General features: G+C 70.3%; 15 protein-coding genes. 4 read left to right on the top strand and 11 right to left on the bottom strand.

What is annotated here, in order from left to right; all coding sequences use genetic code 11:
• Positions 1–2 precede the first annotated feature (2 nt).
• The 5 genes from OHS58_RS31905 to OHS58_RS31885 form a co-directional block, all read right to left on the bottom strand.
• Positions 3–500 carry a DUF4190 domain-containing protein gene (locus tag OHS58_RS31905; RefSeq protein ID WP_328644969.1) on the bottom strand — a complete coding sequence of 166 codons (498 nt, stop codon included), beginning with the start codon at positions 498–500 and terminating at the stop codon, positions 3–5.
• A 55-nt stretch (positions 501–555) separates the two neighbouring features.
• Positions 556–1,371 carry a carbohydrate ABC transporter permease gene (locus tag OHS58_RS31900; RefSeq protein ID WP_326944637.1) on the bottom strand — a complete coding sequence of 272 codons (816 nt, stop codon included), beginning with the start codon at positions 1,369–1,371 and terminating at the stop codon, positions 556–558.
• Complete coding sequence (locus OHS58_RS31895) at positions 1,368–2,264, bottom strand: carbohydrate ABC transporter permease (RefSeq protein WP_328644968.1); 897 nt, start codon at positions 2,262–2,264, stop codon at positions 1,368–1,370. Before OHS58_RS31895 ends, OHS58_RS31900 begins: the two co-directional genes overlap by 4 nt.
• Positions 2,261–3,547 carry an ABC transporter substrate-binding protein gene (locus tag OHS58_RS31890; protein ID WP_328644967.1) on the bottom strand — a complete coding sequence of 429 codons (1,287 nt, stop codon included), beginning with the start codon at positions 3,545–3,547 and terminating at the stop codon, positions 2,261–2,263. Before OHS58_RS31890 ends, OHS58_RS31895 begins: the two co-directional genes overlap by 4 nt.
• Positions 3,548–3,649: 102 nt before the next feature.
• On the bottom strand, positions 3,650–5,278 hold the full coding sequence (locus OHS58_RS31885; RefSeq protein WP_326944634.1) for a long-chain fatty acid--CoA ligase: 1,629 nt from the start codon (positions 5,276–5,278) through the stop codon (positions 3,650–3,652).
• Positions 5,279–5,722: 444 nt separating this feature from the next.
• On the opposite strand from OHS58_RS31885, the gene mihF reads away from it, so the two are divergent.
• Complete coding sequence (mihF, locus tag OHS58_RS31880) at positions 5,723–6,034, top strand: integration host factor, actinobacterial type (protein WP_026468624.1); 312 nt, start codon at positions 5,723–5,725, stop codon at positions 6,032–6,034.
• Positions 6,035–6,117: 83 nt separating this feature from the next.
• Positions 6,118–7,260 (top strand): isochorismate synthase, encoded by a 1,143-nt coding sequence (locus tag OHS58_RS31875; RefSeq protein WP_328644966.1) that lies wholly within the window; start codon positions 6,118–6,120, stop codon positions 7,258–7,260.
• 197 nt (positions 7,261–7,457) lie between these two features.
• Here OHS58_RS31875 and OHS58_RS31870 read toward each other — a convergent pair whose 3' ends face one another.
• A complete protein-coding gene (locus tag OHS58_RS31870) occupies positions 7,458–8,144 on the bottom strand; it encodes a 4'-phosphopantetheinyl transferase family protein (RefSeq protein WP_328644965.1) in 687 nt (228 codons plus the stop codon).
• Positions 8,145–8,274: 130 nt separating this feature from the next.
• Here OHS58_RS31870 and OHS58_RS31865 point away from each other — a divergent pair, with 130 nt between their 5' ends.
• The gene (locus tag OHS58_RS31865) at positions 8,275–9,444 is read left to right on the top strand and encodes an acyl-CoA dehydrogenase family protein (protein ID WP_326957413.1); all 1,170 of its coding nucleotides are present in this window, start codon (positions 8,275–8,277) and stop codon (positions 9,442–9,444) included.
• 66 nt (positions 9,445–9,510) lie between these two features.
• On the opposite strand, the gene OHS58_RS31860 is transcribed toward OHS58_RS31865, so the two are convergent.
• From OHS58_RS31860 to OHS58_RS31845, 4 genes are read right to left on the bottom strand one after another with little or no spacing between them, the layout of a single operon-like run.
• Entirely contained in the window at positions 9,511–9,831 is a 321-nt protein-coding gene (locus OHS58_RS31860) for a hypothetical protein (RefSeq protein WP_247058300.1), read from the bottom strand.
• A gap of 58 nt (positions 9,832–9,889) precedes the next feature.
• Positions 9,890–10,531 (bottom strand): TetR/AcrR family transcriptional regulator, encoded by a 642-nt coding sequence (locus OHS58_RS31855; protein WP_442875480.1) that lies wholly within the window; start codon positions 10,529–10,531, stop codon positions 9,890–9,892.
• On the bottom strand, positions 10,522–12,063 hold the full coding sequence (locus OHS58_RS31850) for an ATP-dependent acyl-CoA ligase (protein ID WP_328644964.1): 1,542 nt from the start codon (positions 12,061–12,063) through the stop codon (positions 10,522–10,524). Before OHS58_RS31850 ends, OHS58_RS31855 begins: the two co-directional genes overlap by 10 nt.
• Positions 12,060–12,797, bottom strand: coding sequence for an enoyl-CoA hydratase/isomerase family protein (locus OHS58_RS31845; RefSeq protein ID WP_326957417.1), 738 nt, complete (start codon positions 12,795–12,797; stop codon positions 12,060–12,062). Before OHS58_RS31845 ends, OHS58_RS31850 begins: the two co-directional genes overlap by 4 nt.
• A gap of 101 nt (positions 12,798–12,898) precedes the next feature.
• Between OHS58_RS31845 and OHS58_RS31840 the strand changes: the two genes are divergently transcribed.
• A complete protein-coding gene (locus OHS58_RS31840) occupies positions 12,899–14,482 on the top strand; it encodes an amidohydrolase (protein ID WP_328644963.1) in 1,584 nt (527 codons plus the stop codon).
• A 4-nt stretch (positions 14,483–14,486) separates the two neighbouring features.
• Here OHS58_RS31840 and OHS58_RS31835 read toward each other — a convergent pair whose 3' ends face one another.
• A complete protein-coding gene (locus OHS58_RS31835; RefSeq protein WP_328644962.1) occupies positions 14,487–14,807 on the bottom strand; it encodes a hypothetical protein in 321 nt (106 codons plus the stop codon).
• Between the last annotated feature and the right edge of the window lie 6 nt (positions 14,808–14,813).

Here is a 14,813-nt window from a genome sequence, read left to right as displayed (position 1 = left end):
GCTCAGCAGGCGATGCCGCACGCTCCGGTGGCGGCGAACAGGCCGAAGAAGAACAGCATCACGATCAGCGCCGGGATCACACCGATGATTCCGCAGATCAGGCCCGCGATCGCCATGCCCTTGCCGGTGTAGCCGGGCCGGCCGCCCTGGACGATGCCGGCCCACGACAGGCCGATCGCCAGGAAACCGAGCAGCAGGTCCGCGAACGGGACCCAGAAGCCGATCAGCGCCAGGATGCCGACGACCATGCCCGCCACCGCCATGCCGCTCGTGCGCAGCATCGGGTACGCCGCCATCGCGTAGGGCTGGGCGAGGTAGGGCTGGGCGGGGTAGGGCTGCGACGGGTAGGCCTGCGCCGCGTAGGGCTGGACCGGGTACGGCTGCGTCCCGTAGTAAGGCTGCATCGCCGCCGGCGGGGCCGGCGTCGGCGTGGACGGCGGGTACTGCTGCCACGCCGGCTCGGCCGGGTCGGGCTGCTGGTAGGAGTCGAAATCGGTCACGCCGCACCCACTTCTGTCAGTAATCCGAAGTCGTTCCGGTGACCCCGGTTGTTACTCAGCCCTTCAGGCCCGACTCCGTCACCCCCTGCACCAGGTACCGCTGCAGGAACGCGAACAGCAGCACGATCGGCAGGATCGACACCGCCGCCGCCAGGAACAGCAGGTTCAGCTGCGGGTTCTGGGCCGTCAGCAGGCCCGACAGCGCCACTTGGACCGTCCACGAATCCGGCGACTGGGCGATGATCAGCGGCCACAGGAACGCGTTCCAGCTGCCGATCACCGTGATCACCGCTATGGCCGCGAAGAAGCCGCGGGAGTTCGGGACCACGATGCGCCAGAACACGCCCCAGCGGGTGAGGCCGTCCACCCGGCCCGCCTCCTCCAGCTCGCGGGGGAAGTCCAGGAAGTACTGCCGGAACAGGAAGACGCTGAACGCGCTGAACAAGCCCGGGATCACCAGGCCGCGGAAGTCCGACAGCCAGCCGAGTGTCGAGACGACCACGAAGCTCGGCACGAACGTCACCGACGTCGGGATCATCAGCGTCGCCAGCACCGCGTAGAACACGATCCCGGAATGCCGGTACGGGATGCGCGCCAGGCCGTAGCCCGCCAGCGAGCACAGCACCAGCAGGCCGACTGTCTGCAGGACCGCCACGATCGCCGAGTTCAGCAAGCTCCTCGCGAAGGGGACGTCGTCCGAGGCGAAGAGCTTGGCGAAGTTCTCCCAGTGCACTGTGGACGGAAAGAATGTCCACTGTGGAGCGGTGATCTCCGCGCGCGAGGCCAGGCCGTTGCGCAGCAGCAGGTAGAACGGCAGCAGGAACAGCACGGCCGCGATGATGAGCGCCGTCCAGCGGAGGAATGCCCTCATGACGCACGTCCGAACCGCAGGACGCGGCCCTGCAGCAGCGTCACCAGAGCGATGATCAGCGCCAGGATCACCGCGCCCGCGCTGCCGCGGCCGAGGTCCTGGCCGCCCGAGCCCAGGGATGTGTAATACAGGTAGACCAACGGCGGCCGCGCGAACGGCGGGTAGCCGCGGGCGTCGCCCATGATGTTGTAGAACTCGTCGAACGCCTGGTACGCGTTGATCAGGTTCAGCAGCAGCACCGCCACGGCCGTCGCGCGCAGCTGGGGCAGCGTGACGTACCGGAACACCTGCCAGCCCGGCTTCGCGCCGTCGAGCCACGCCGCTTCGTACAGGTGGACCGGGATCCGTTGCAGCGCCGCGATGAACAGGATCATGTAGAACCCGAGCTGCAGCCACAGCCGCGCCGTCACCAGCACGATCCAGTACAGCGGCGGGTGGACCGTGCCCGTCCAGGCCACCGGGTCGGCGCCGAACAGCGACAGCACCGTGTTCGCCAGGCCGTACCGGACACCGGAGAACAGCGACGTCTTCCAGATCAGCGACGCCACGACGTACGAGCACGCGAACGGCAGGAAGAACACCGACCGGAAGAACGCGCGCGCGAACCGCAGCTGGTTGACGCCGAGCGCGAGCGCCAGCGACAGGGCGAACGTCAGCGGCACGATGAACAGCGCGAACACGCTGAACGTGCCGAGGCTGGACAGGAACGGCTCGTCGGTGAGCATGTGCCCGTAGTTGTCCAGCCCGACGAACCGCGTCGGCGTGACGGTGTTGCGCGCGTCGAAGAACGAGAGGTACGCGCTCCAGCCGATCGGCAGGTACGCGAACACCGCCAGCCCCAGCAGGAACGGCCCGACGAACAGCCAGAACGCGCGCGCATCGCGCCGCTTCATCCGAACAGGCGCTTGAGCTCGGCCTGCGCGACCCCGACCGCCGTCTTCACCTGCGCGGCCGGGTCCGCCCCCTCCTTCGCGATCTTCGCCGCCGCGTCGGACAGCGCCGTGTTCGCCTGCTGGGTCCACACGGGACCGCCGACCAGGTGGCTGTTCTCCTTGACGAAGCGAGCGGCGTCGGCGGCCGGGCCGGACTTGAGGCTGTCCGCGCGGTCGATCAGGCTCTGGCGCGCCGGGACGTGGAAGCCGAACTTCGTCGCGAACTCCAGCTGGTCCTGCGTCTGGTCGACCCACAGCCACTTGACGAACGCCTTCGCCTCGGCGACGTGCGCGCTCTTGGCGTTGACCATCGCGCCGTACGCGCCGACCGGCACCGACGGCGCGCCGCTGCCGTCGAGCTTGGGGAAGGGCAGCACGCCGAAGTCGTCGTCGAACGCGTCGCGGATCTTCGGCACGTTCCACAGGCCGGTCCACTGCATCGCGGCCAGCCCGTCGATGAACGCGCCCGGGTCCGACCAGTCGGCGGGCGCGCCGAGCAGCAGCGAGCCGTTGGTGTTGAGCGTGTGCAGCTTGGCCAGTGCGGTCGCCGCGCGCGGGTCGTCGAAGCCGACCTCGCGGTTGCCGTTCTTCAGGTAGTCGAGGCCGGCCGACCACAGCAGCGGTCCGGTGAGCACGCCGACGCCGCCGTCGTTGCCCGCGAAGAAGCCCTTGACGCCGTCCTTCGTGAGCTTCGCCGCCGCGTCGATCAGCTCGTCGACGGTCTGCGGCGGTTGCACGCCGGCCGCCTGCAGCAGGCTCTTGCGGTAGAAGAGCACCTGCGTGTCGGTGGCCTGCGGGATGCCGTAGACCTTGCCTTCGACGGTCTGCGCGGCCAGCACGGCCGGGCTGAAGTCGCCCTTCACCGGCCCGATGACGTCGTCGAGCGCGACGACCTGGTTCTGCCGCACCCAGTCGATCTTCACCTGCGCCTCGAAGACGTCCGGCACCTTGCTGTTCTGCAGCGCGGTGACGATCTTCGAGTCGTAGTCGCCGGGGTTCCACTGCACCGTGACGGCGGCGCCGGGGTAGGTCGCGGCATAGCGCTTGACGGCTTCCTGGACGCCGTCCTCGCCATACGCGTGGTACCACTGCTGCAGGCTGACCTTCGGGGCGTCGGACGGCGGCGGTCCCGCCGAGTACGCCGTCGACGCGGGTGGGTCGCCCTGCCGCCCGGTGTTGGACCCGCACGCCGCGACGAGCGCTCCGACCCCCGCGAGCGCGAGAAAACTACGTCTGTTCCGCATCCCCAGTACTCCTCCGCGTACGTCCGTGAATGCCACATCGAGGGACACAGAGTCCCTCAATGTGGCATTCACGGAACTGAAGCCACGCCGGAGATTTACCCGTTAGAGCTGTGAGATGTCGAGCTTTCCCTCGGAGTAGGACGCGCGGATCCGCTTCTTGTCGAACTTGCCGACGCTCGTCTTGGGCACTTCGTCCACGAAGGTCCAGTTTTCCGGCAGCTGCCACTTCGCGACCTTGTCGCTGAGGAACTCGCGCAGCTCCTCGGGCGTGGCCGTCTGGCCCTCCTTGAGGACGACGGCGACCAGCGGCCGCTCGTCCCACTTCTCGTCCGGGATGCCGACGACCGCGGCCTCGGCCACCGCCGGGTGGCCCATGACCTGGTTCTCCAGGTCGACCGACGAGATCCACTCGCCGCCGGACTTGATGACGTCCTTGGCGCGGTCGGTCAGCGTCAGGAAGCCGTCCGAGCTCACCTTGCCGACGTCACCGGTGCGCAGCCAGCCGTCGTGGAACTTCTCGGGGTCGATGTCCTGCCCGCCGTAGTACTGCCCGGCGATCCACGGGCCCTGGACCTCCAGCTCGCCGACGGCCTCGTTGTCCCAGGGCAGCACCTCGCCCGAGTCGCCGATGAGCCGGGCCCGCACGGACGCCGGGAAGCGGCCCTGCGTGTAGCGGTAGCGCCAGGCCTCGTCGCCGGTCGCCGACGCCGGCGGCCGCGCGACGCTGCCCAGCGGCGACGTCTCGGTCATGCCCCAGGCGTGCAGGATCGGCACGTTGTGGCGCTCCTGGAACGCGTGCATCAGCGACGGCGGCACCGCCGAGCCGCCGACCACGACCTCACGCAGGTGCGAGATGTCCTGGGGGTGCGCTTCGAGGTGGGCGAGCAGGCCCTGCCAGACGGTCGGGACCGCGCCGGCGAACGTCGGCTTGACCTCGGCCAGCAGCGCGGCGATCGGGGCGGGCTGGAGGAAGCGGTCCGGCATGACGAGCGTCGCGCCGACCATCAGCGCCGCGTAGGGCAGGCCCCACGCCATCGCGTGGAACATCGGCACGATGGCCAGCGCCTTGTCGTGCTGGGCGAGGTTCATGCTGTCGCTCATGCAGACCTGCATCGAGTGCAGCCAGATCGACCGGTGCGAGTAGACGACGCCCTTGGGGTCACCCGTGGTGCCCGACGTGTAACACATCGCGGCCGCGGAGCGCTCGTCGATCTCCGGCCAGTCGAAGGTGTCCGGCTGCGCGGCCAGCAGCTCGGCGTAGGAGTGCACCTCGACGCCGGCCGGGGCTTCGAGCGCCGACGCGTCGCCGTTGGCCACGATGACGTGCCGGACGGTCTTGAACTCCGGCAGCTGCTTGGCCAGCAGCGGCACCAGCGTGCCGTCGACGATGACGACCTGGTCCTCGGCGTGGTTGGCCACGAAGACCAGCTGCTCGGGGAACAGGCGGATGTTCAGGGTGTGCAGCACGGCGCCCATGGCCGGGACGGCCAGGTAGGCGGCCAGGTGCTCGGCGTTGTTCCACATGAACGTGCCGACGCGCTGGTCGCCGGTGATGCCGAGGCTCCGGAGCGCGTTCGCGAGGCGGGCGGCGTTGCGGCCCAGCTCGCCGTAGGTCTCGCGCCGGGCTTCTGAACCGGTCCAGGTGACGACTTCGCTCGCCGAGTGCACCGACGTGCCGTGGCGGAGCAGGTTCGCCAGCGACAGCTGGCCGTCCTGCATGGTGCTCAACATGGTCACTCCCGGGGGTGTTCGCCGGTGAACTGGGGTTGAGCCGACTCTAGTGCGGATCGGGTGAAGCGGGCATGGTCAACAATGGCTCCGTTCGGTCACGGTCGTCGCCCGATCGCGGGACGACCGAACGGTGATCATGATCATCGGATCTGGCCCTTTTCCTTGTATGTAAGGAAATAAGCGCGGATTCGGGGCGTAGTGGAGGCTTCACTTCCGGGTGAGTCAGGCCACTCGGGACGCGGATTGGGAGCGTTTCCGCAGGCCGGAGCGGGTTGCCCGGCATCACCTCCAGGGGTAATAAGTGCGTGTCGGTTGCACGGCCGCGATCCCGGTGGCGTTTACTGGGGCCGTGGTAAGGGACGGCTGGCCAGCGCTTGCAGCAGCAAGCACAGCAAAAAGCCGTCGGCCGCGAAAGCGGAGACCTGAGAGGAAAGGACTACTACGTTGGCTCTGCCTACGTTGACTCCGGAGCAGCGCGCCGATGCACTCGCCAAGGCGGCCGAGGCTCGCAAGGCGCGTTCGGAGCTGCTCGCGTCGATCAAGTCCGGCAAGGAGAGCATCGAAAAGGTGCTCAAGCAGGCCAAGGAGAACAAGACGATCGGGAAGACGAAGGTCACCCAGCTGCTGAAGGCCGTTCCCGGCCTCGGCGCGGTGAAGGTCGCCGCCCTGCTCGAGCAGGCCGGCATCGACCCGGACCGGCGCGCCGCCGGCCTGGGCGAGCGCCAGCGCGAGGCGCTCATCGACGCGCTCAAGTAGCCGTCACCAGGAGCTGACCGCGGGGGGAGTGTCGCTCGTGACACTTCCCTCGCGGATCTCCCGGATCCTGGGACTCTGGAGTGGTGGACGAACTCCCTGCCGTTGATTTGGCCGCCCGCTACCAGCGCGGCGACTTCCTGTTCACGACCGCCCGGCGCGCACTCCTGGCGCAGGGCACCCTCCGGACCGTCACCGAGACGGACCCCCGGCGGCTCGCCGCGGTGCTCCCCGGCGTCCTCGCCGAGACCGGCGCCCCGCTGGCGGTAGGCGTCCTGCCGTTCGACACCGGGCCCGACACGAAGGTGCCGGGTCACCTGGTCGTGCCGCGGACCGTCCACCGGTCCGAAGGCGCTCCGTCGCTGCCCCGTGAGGTCCTGCCGGCGCCGTCGCGCGTGCGTGCGGTGCCCTCACCCGAGCAGCACATGGCTTCGGTGCGCGCCGCCGTCGACGCTCTTCGTGAGCGTGACCTGCGGAAAGCCGTCCTGGCCCGCGCGCTCGACCTCGAGTTCGCCGCCCCCCTGGTCGCCGAAAGCATCGTGCGCAACCTGGCGGTCGGCAATCCCCGGCACTTCACCTACGCGGCCGAGCTGCCCGGCGGCCGGACGCTCGTCGGCGCGACGCCCGAGCTGCTGCTGCGCCGCACCGGGTCGACGGTCTTCTCCAGCCCGCACGCCGGCTCGATGCCGCGCTCGGCCGACCCGGCGACCGACCGGGCCAACGGCGAGGCGCTGCGGACGTCCCGCAAGGACCAGCTCGAGCACGCCGTGGTCATCGACTACGTCGTCGAGGCGCTGCGGCCGTTCTGCCGGACGCTGGAGGTCCCGGCCGAGCCCGAGCTGGTGACGACGCCGGCCATCTGGCACCTGCGCACGCCGATCACCGGCGAGCTGGCCGACCCGGGCGTCACCGCCCTCGACCTCGCGGCGGCCCTGCACCCGACCCCGGCGATCTGCGGCACCCCGACCGAGGGCGCCCGCGACCTGGTCCAGGAGCTGGAGCCGTTCGACCGCGACTACTACGCGGGCGCGGTCGGCTGGGTCGACGCCACGGGCGACGGCGAGTGGGCGGTGGCGATCCGCTGCGCCGAGATCGCGTCGACGTCGATGCGGCTGTACGCGGGCGGCGGCATCGTCCCGGCGTCGGACCCGAGGGCGGAACTGGACGAGACGACGGCGAAGTTCCGGACCCTGCTGACGGCGATGGGCCTGGAAGACTCGATCACGTAGTCCACAGCACGCGAAGCAGGTCGACCCGGTTCTGGTCTTCGAGGAACCAGGTAGGTCAGCAGTCGTTCGCCGTGAGGGCCGAACACGAGGCCGCGCATGGCGCCGTCCGGGTTCGCGCGGTGGTACGGGTCGCCCTTGTCCGGCACGATTTCGAGCACGGCGACCATAGCGGCGGGAGCCGCTACTCCGTGTCTTTGTCAGGGCACCCAGTGTTCCTCGGTCACCGACAGCTCTTCGGTGGTCAGGACGGCGATCGCCGCGCGGTAGCCGTCTGCGGCCTTCAGGTCCGACAGGCTCGTGCGGGCCGGGTCCAGGGCCGGGTCGCCCGAGGCGAGCAGGCGGGCCGGCTCGTCGTAGCGGGAGAACGTGATGCTCTGCAGCGGGATCTTCAGGCCCTTGCCCGTGGCCTTCATCACCGCTTCCTTGCGCGTCCAGTAGACGAAGAACGCGCGCGCCTTCTCTTCGCCCGACAGGCCGGTCAGGTGCTGGGCCTCGGCGGGGCTCAGCGCGTACTCGATGAGGCCCTCGTCGGCCTTGCGCGTCGCCGTCTCGACGTCGAGGCCGACCGGGACCGCCGGGGTGGCCGCGAGGCCGATCAGGTCGCCCGAGTGTGAGATGGACAACGTCAGGTCCGCGCCCGGGATGCGTGGCCTGCCGTGGGGCTTGCCGCAGTCGTCGCAGGTCGCGTCGAACTTCACCGACTCCAGCGGGATGCCCAGCCGCTCGGCCGTGACCGTCTTCGCCAGGACGCGGCCGGTGAGGAACCGGCGTTTGTCCGCGTCCTGCCGGTACGCCCCGAAGCGGTCCTGCTCGACGTCGTCCAGCAGGCGCAGGAAGCGCGGCTCGGCGGGCAACGGCGCTGACCAGCGGACCACGATCTCCATCACATTCCCGATCCTTCCCGGTGCCAGGCCGGTTGTCACGAATTCGGGTGCAGGACTGGGGTAATGCCACACTCAGCGGGTACTCTTGACTAAGCAAGCGCTTAGCCAGTGTCGGAGGAGCAGCTCACCCATGGACTTTTCTCTCAGCACCGAAGAACGGGAAGTGCGCGACTGGGTCCGCACGTTCGTCCAGCGCGAGCTGGTTCCGCTCGAGCAGGAGGTCCTGCGGCGCGAGCGCGCGCACCAGCCCGGCCTCACCGGCGAGGAGCTGAAGGACCTCCAGCTGAAGGCCAAGGAGTCCGGCTTCTGGGGCATCCTGACGCCGGAGGAGTACGGCGGCATGGGCATGTCCGCCGTGATGGCCGCGCTGCTCGAAGCCGAGCTGGGCCGCACCTTCGTGCCGTTCCGCTTCGGCGGCGCCGCGGACAACATCTTGTTCCACGCCAACGAGGAGCAGAAGCAGGCCTACCTGCTGCCGACCATCTCGGGCGAGCGCAAGTCCTGCTTCGCGATCACCGAGCCGGGCGCCGGGTCCGACGCGAAGGCCATCCGGGCGACCGCGCGCAAGGACGGCACGGACTGGGTCATCAACGGCGAGAAGACCTTCATCACCGGCGGCAACGAAGCCGACTTCACCATGGTCTTCGCCATCACCGACCCCGAAAAGGGCGCGAACGGCGGTGTCACGTGCTTCCTGGTCGACCGCGAGGCCGGCTGGAAGTCCGAGTACATCGACACCATGGGCGAGTGGGGCCCGGCGTCGCTGATCTTCCAGGACGTCCGCGTCCCCGAGACGCAGATCCTCGGTGAGGAAGGCCGTGGCTTCGAGCTGGCCATGCAGTGGATCGGCCAGGGCCGCTACCTGCTGCCGGCGCGCGCGATCGGTTCGTGCGAGCGGCTGATCTCGATGGCCATCGAGTACGCCAACACCCGGGAGACGTTCGGGCAGAAGATCGCCGAGCGGCAGGCCATCCAGTGGATGATCGCCGACTCCGGCGTCGAGCTGGAAGCCCTGCGCTGGCTGGTGCTCAGCGCCGCCTGGCAGGTCGACCAGGGCGTCGACTCGCGGCACGCGCAGTCGATGGCGAAGCTGTACGGCGGCCAGAAGGCCAACGAAATCGTCGACCGCGTCATGCAGATCCACGGCGGCATGGGTTACACGCGGGAACTGCCGGTCGAGCGCTGGTACCGCGAGCTGCGGCTGCTGCGCATCTACGAGGGCACGGACGAGATCCAGCGCCGCACGATCGCGCGCAACCTGCTCAAGGGGCACGTGAAGGTCGGCGGCGTCCTCGGCTGAGGACCCCCGGAACGCGGTCAAGGCCACCTCCCGAACTCCGGGAAGTGGCCTTGACGGCGGTTGGAGCTACTTCTTGTTGCGGATGGCGATCGGTACGCCGGCCAGGTCCTCTTCGTTGCACAGCAGCTTCACGTCGTAGTACGGCGAACCCTGGCGGTCGTCGTAGTCGAGGTGGATGGCCAGGACGTCGAGGGGCTCGCCCAGCCACTCCTGCGCCTGCCGTAGCCACTTGGAGCACCGCTCCAGGGCGGTGGGGAGATCGTCATCGCGGAACTCGACCGGGCGGTAGGGCACGTCCTGCACCTGATCGCGGGGGTTTGCCGGCGTCGGGAGGCCCGGCGCGAGACCCGAGTCGTCCAGTTCCAGTTGGATCGTTTCCTCAGTCACCCTTCGAGCGTCCCCCACGCGCGCCGTCTGAGCAAGGCGTACTCAGGTAAAACCGGCGCTAAACGGACAGCCCCCACTCTTTGGCGATGATTTCGCGGCACCGGGCCAGGTTGCTCACGCCGGGAGCCGACGTGCAGCCCAGCGCCCGCGACGCCAGCTCCGCGTAGTGCTCCGCGAGCTGGTCCAGCGCGAGCGGGCCACGCGGCGAATACCACCGCGCGACACCACTGCACATCTCCAGCAGGGCCAGCCGGGTCACCGCCGGGTGTTCGGTGTGGAACACCCCGGCCGCGACGCCTTCGTCGATGGCCGCGGCCCAAAGCCGCTCGTAACCGTCGCGCAGCGCCACGACCGGCTCGCGCGCCGCCGGGGACAGGACGTCGACTTCGTTGTCCACCACCCGGGTTTCCGCCGGGCCGACCGCGTGCGCGAGCACGTGCAGGGCCACCAGCGTGCGCAGCCGGTGCACCGGGTCGGGGCTGCCGGCGGTCGCTTCGCGGGCGGCGTCGAGGAGGCGGGTCAGCGCGGTGTGCATGATTTCCGCGAGCAGATCCTCCTTGGTGCCCATGTAGTGGTACAGGCTCGCCGACGAAAGTTCCGCCTCCTGGGCCAGATCCCGGATGCCGGTGCCGTGGAAACCTTTGTTGGCGAACAGTTTCACGGCCGCCGCGCGCACCCGGTCGCGACTGCTCACAGCCATCTCTCCACCTTCGTGTCCCAGGCGCCGGCGCGCAGGTCGGCCACCTTCCGCAGCTCGCCCTTGGCGACGCGCTCCGACGGCGTCAGCGGCAGCTCGTCGGCGAACGCCCAGAACCGGGGAACCTTGAAGTAGGCCAGCTTTTCCGCGCAGAACGCCGTCAGCGCGGCCGGTTCGGGACGCTCGCCGTCGCACACGACGTACGCCTTGATCTCCTCGCCGCGCAGCTCGTCCGGGACCGCGATGACGGCCGCCACGCGCACCGCCGGGTGCAGCAGCAGCGCGCGTTCGACCTCGTCGGCGGAGACGTTCTCGCCGCTGCGGCGGATCATGTCCTTCGTGCGGCCGACGTAGTAGACGCGGCCCGCGTCGTCCATCCGGGCGAGGTCGCCGGTGTGGAACCAGCCGTTCTCGAACGCTTTCGCCGTCGCGACCGGGTCCGCGTGGTAGCCGTGCATCAGGCCGATCCCGCGGATCAGCAGCTGCCCGGTTTCCCCGCGCGGCAACGGTTCCCCGTCGGGCCCGGCGATCATCACCTCGCGGTCGCGGCTCGGCCGGCCGATGCAGCCGGTGCCGACGGTCTCGTCGTGGTCGGCGGCGCCCACCCGGATGTCGCCGCCCGTCTCGGTCATCCCGAACGCCTCGAACCACGGCACGCCCCACCGCTGCTCCAGCTCGGCGTGCAGGTCGAGCGGGATCGCGGACGCGCAGATCGCGCGGACCTTGTGATCGCGATCGGCGTCGGCCGGCTCCTGGCGCAGCAGCAGCGCCGGCATCAGGCCCAGGCAGTAGAACCACGTGACGCCGTGCTCGCGGACCTTCGCCCAGAACGTGCTGGGGTGGAACCGGTCCAGCACGACGAGCGTGGCGCCGCCGGCCAGGCCCAGCGCGACGTTCCACTGTGGATCGATGTAGTGGAACGGTTGCGCGGTCAGGATGACGTCGTCCGCGCCGACGGCCGGGAAGTCCGTGGCGAGGCTGACCGCGAGGGTGGTCCAGTACCGGTTCGGCAGCACGCAGCCCTTGGGGGCGCCGGTCGTGCCCGAGGTGTACTGGAGGTTCACCGGCGTTTCCGGCACCGGCGTGAAAGCGGCACTTTCACGTGAAAGTGCCGCTTGGAGCGCGTCCGGGGTGACGACTTCGGCGAGGCTGGTTTCCGGGGCGATGCGCGTGAGCAGGTCCACGAACTCGTCGGCGGCGATCGCGAGCCGGGCGCCGGAGTGGCGGAGCACGTGGGCGCCGTCGAACTCGCGGTAGTTCGTGTTGATCGGCACCAGCAGCGCGCCGATCTTGGCCAGGCCGAGCCAGATCAACGGGAACGCGGGCACGTTGCGCAGCATCACGGCGACCCGGTCGCCCGGGCCGACGCCGCGTTCGGTCAGCGCGGCGGCGATGCGCGACGTTTCGGCGTCGACCTCGGCGAAGGTGAAGCGCTGGTCGCCTTGGTCGAAGATCCACGCCGTCCGCTCAGGCCACAGTTCGGCGGCCCTGGTGACGAGCTGGGCGAGGGTCCCGATCTCGGCCAGCGGCGTCACGTCCGGCTCCGGAAGGCCTCCGTGGACGCGGCGACCGCGGCCGAGTGCTCGGTGATCAGCGCGTGGCTGACTTCCAGCTCCAGCGCGGGCTCGACGTCGATCGGGGTGTCGAGGACGCGCTTCGCCATCGCGGCGGCGGCCGGCGGATGCTCGGCGATCCGCTTCGCCCAGCTGCGCGCCTCGGCCTGGAGCTGATCGGCGGGGACGGCCGCGTTGACCATGCCCAGCTCCGCGGCCTTCCGGCCGTCGAAGCGCTCGCCGAGCAGCAGCAGCTCCTTCGCCTTGAGCGGGCCGACGAGCAGCGGCAGCAGCCGCGACGCCGCGCCGGTGACGCTCAGGCCCAGCGAGACCTCGGGGAACGCGAACACCGCGTCCTCCGCCGCCAGGATCAGGTCGCAACCGAGCGCGAACTCGGCGCCCGCGCCGATCGCGTAGCCGTGCACCGCGGCGATCACCGGCTGGCGCAGCGCGCGCAGCCGCCGTGTGACGTCCTGGAGCCGGTCCAGGCGCGCCCGCGAATCACCTTCCGGGGTGGATTCCTTGAGGTCGTGGCCGGCGCAGAAGGCCCGGCCGTTGCCGGACAGCACGACGACGCGCGCGTCACTGCGGGCGGCGGCGTCGAGGGCGGCGAGGAAGTCGTCGACCAGCACGGCGGCGACCGCGTTCAGCCGCTCGGGCCGGTTGAGCCGGATGTGCGCGATGCCGTCTTCGACGGCGAAGTCCACGGTGGGCATGAGGCCGATGCTAGACGTTCGATCGATCGATCGATAGCCTTCGAATGAAGCCGCGGCGCGAAGCGCCTCCGTTGAGGGTGGCGGCGGGGAGGAAGGCGGAGATGCGGGTTGATGCGGTCTACGAAAACGCCCTGGTGTGGACGGGCATGGGCTTGACCAGCGCACTCGCCGTGCTGCACGGCCGGGTCGTCGCGCTGGGGGAGGACGCTCTCGGAGTGTCCGCGCGCCGCCGCGTCGACCTCGGTGGCGGGTTCGTCGTGCCCGGCTTCCACGACGCGCACAACCACATGGCCTGGTTCGGGATGGCCCTCGACGACGTCCCGCTCGGCGGCTGCCGCAGCGTCGAGGAGGTCTACGACGCCGTCGCCGCGCGGGCCGCGACGCTGCCGCCCGGCAGCTGGGTGATCGGGAGCGGGTACGACCAGAACAAGCTCGCCGGCGGGCACCCGGACCGGCACGGCCTCGACCGCGCGGCGCCCGGGATGCTGGTGCGGCTCAAGCACACGTCCGGGCACATGACGGTGGTGAACTCGGCCGTCCTGGACCAGCTGGACCTGGCGCACGTGCCGGTCGGCGGCGATGTCGTGCACGCCGACGGCTCGCCGACCGGGCTGCTGCGCGAGCAGGCCCAGCTGCTGCTGCGGCCACTGACCTACCCGACGCCGGTGGAGCAGGTCGTCCGCGGCCTCGACCGGGCGTCGGAGCGGTACCTGTCCGAGGGCATCACGAGCGTCCAGGAGGCCGGGATCGGCGGCGGGCTGGTCGGCGAGACACCCGCCGAACTGGCCGCCTACCAGGTCGCGCGCGACCGCGGGGTGCTGCGCGTGCGCAGCACCGTGATGGTCGCCGCGAGCGTGCTGCACGATCTGCCAGACGGCGCCGGGTTCGGCCTCGACCTCGGCCTGCGCACCGGCCTCGGCGACGAGTGGCTGCGCGTCGGCCCGATGAAGCTGTTCGCCGACGGTTCCCTGGTCGGGCGCACCTGCGCGATGCACGAACCCTTCGACGGCGAGCCCGAAAACCGCGGCTACTTCCAAGTGCCCGAGGACGAGATCGCCCGCACGATCCGGAAGGCGCACGACGCCGGCTGGCAGATCGCGACGCACGCGATCGGCGACCGCGCGATCACCGTCGTCCTCGACGCGTACGAAGCCGCGTTGGCCGCTTCGCCGCGCGCGGACCACCGGCACCGCATCGAGCACTGCGCGGTGCTCCAGCCCGCGGAGCTGACCCGGCTCGCCTCGCTGGGGCTGCTCGCTTCGCCGCAGGGCCGGTTCGTCAACGAGCTCGGCGACGGGATGCGCGCCGCGCTCGGCGAGGCCCGCGTGCCGTGGTGCTACCGGCTGCGCAGCGTCCTCGACGCGGGCTGCGTGCTCCCGGCGTCGTCGGACCGCCCGGTGGTCGACGGCGCGCCCCTGCTCGCCCTGGCGGACATGGTGCGCCGGCGGACGGCGTCCGGCGCGCCCTTCGCACCCGAAGAGGCGCTGACGCCGGAGCAGGCGTTGCGCGCGTACACGTACGGCTCGGCCTACGCGAGTTTCGCCGAGCAGGACCTAGGCACGCTGGAGCCCGGGAAGCTCGCCGACTTCGCCGTGCTCTCCGGCTCGCCGCTGGACGAGTCCGCTTTGGACGACCTGAGCGTGCTGGCCACCGCCATCGGCGGCGAACTGCGTTACCAGGCCTGATGTCTCACTTGCCTCCCACGAACTCGAGTGCCTCCTTCGCCAGGGCGGGCCACGGCTGCGGCGAGTCCGCCGCCAGGGCCAGCCATTCCTTCATCGGGGTGCCCTTGTTCGCGTCGAACCGGACGCCGTGGCCGCCGTCGACCAGCTCGTCCACCCGCGCTGCCGGCAGCTTCAGCACCAGCTGCCCGCGGACGAACATCACGAAGATCCGGCCGCCGACGCGCAGGGCGCCACGCCCGAACCCGCCGGTCGCGCCGGGTGGCGTGATGCCCGGTTGTCCGGTGAACTCGTCGACCAGGTCTTCGTACTTCTCCTCCGGTGCCATCGACCA

Source organism: Amycolatopsis sp. NBC_00348 (assembly GCF_036114655.1).
In the GTDB taxonomy this organism is placed as follows: domain Bacteria; phylum Actinomycetota; class Actinomycetes; order Mycobacteriales; family Pseudonocardiaceae; genus Amycolatopsis.
The sequence above is the reverse complement of the archived record's forward strand: the minus strand, read 5'-3'. Positions and strand labels throughout refer to the sequence as shown.

Bases quoted from the DNA above. Each gene is read 5' to 3' on its own strand.
- OHS58_RS31865 (WP_326957413.1), top strand. From the start codon at position 8,275: ATGGACTTTTCTCTCAGCACCGAAGAACGGGAAGTGCGCGACTGGGTC.
- OHS58_RS31840 (WP_328644963.1), top strand. From the start codon at position 12,899: ATGCGGGTTGATGCGGTCTACGAAAACGCCCTGGTGTGGACGGGCATG.
- OHS58_RS31895 (WP_328644968.1), bottom strand. From the start codon at position 2,264: ATGAAGCGGCGCGATGCGCGCGCGTTCTGGCTGTTCGTCGGGCCGTTC.
- OHS58_RS31900 (WP_326944637.1), bottom strand. From the start codon at position 1,371: ATGAGGGCATTCCTCCGCTGGACGGCGCTCATCATCGCGGCCGTGCTG.
- OHS58_RS31835 (WP_328644962.1), bottom strand. From the start codon at position 14,807: ATGGCACCGGAGGAGAAGTACGAAGACCTGGTCGACGAGTTCACCGGA.
- OHS58_RS31870 (WP_328644965.1), bottom strand. From the start codon at position 8,144: ATGGAGATCGTGGTCCGCTGGTCAGCGCCGTTGCCCGCCGAGCCGCGC.
- OHS58_RS31885 (WP_326944634.1), bottom strand. From the start codon at position 5,278: ATGTTGAGCACCATGCAGGACGGCCAGCTGTCGCTGGCGAACCTGCTC.
- OHS58_RS31845 (WP_326957417.1), bottom strand. From the start codon at position 12,797: ATGCCCACCGTGGACTTCGCCGTCGAAGACGGCATCGCGCACATCCGG.
- OHS58_RS31890 (WP_328644967.1), bottom strand. From the start codon at position 3,547: ATGCGGAACAGACGTAGTTTTCTCGCGCTCGCGGGGGTCGGAGCGCTC.
- OHS58_RS31855 (WP_442875480.1), bottom strand. From the start codon at position 10,531: ATGGCTGTGAGCAGTCGCGACCGGGTGCGCGCGGCGGCCGTGAAACTG.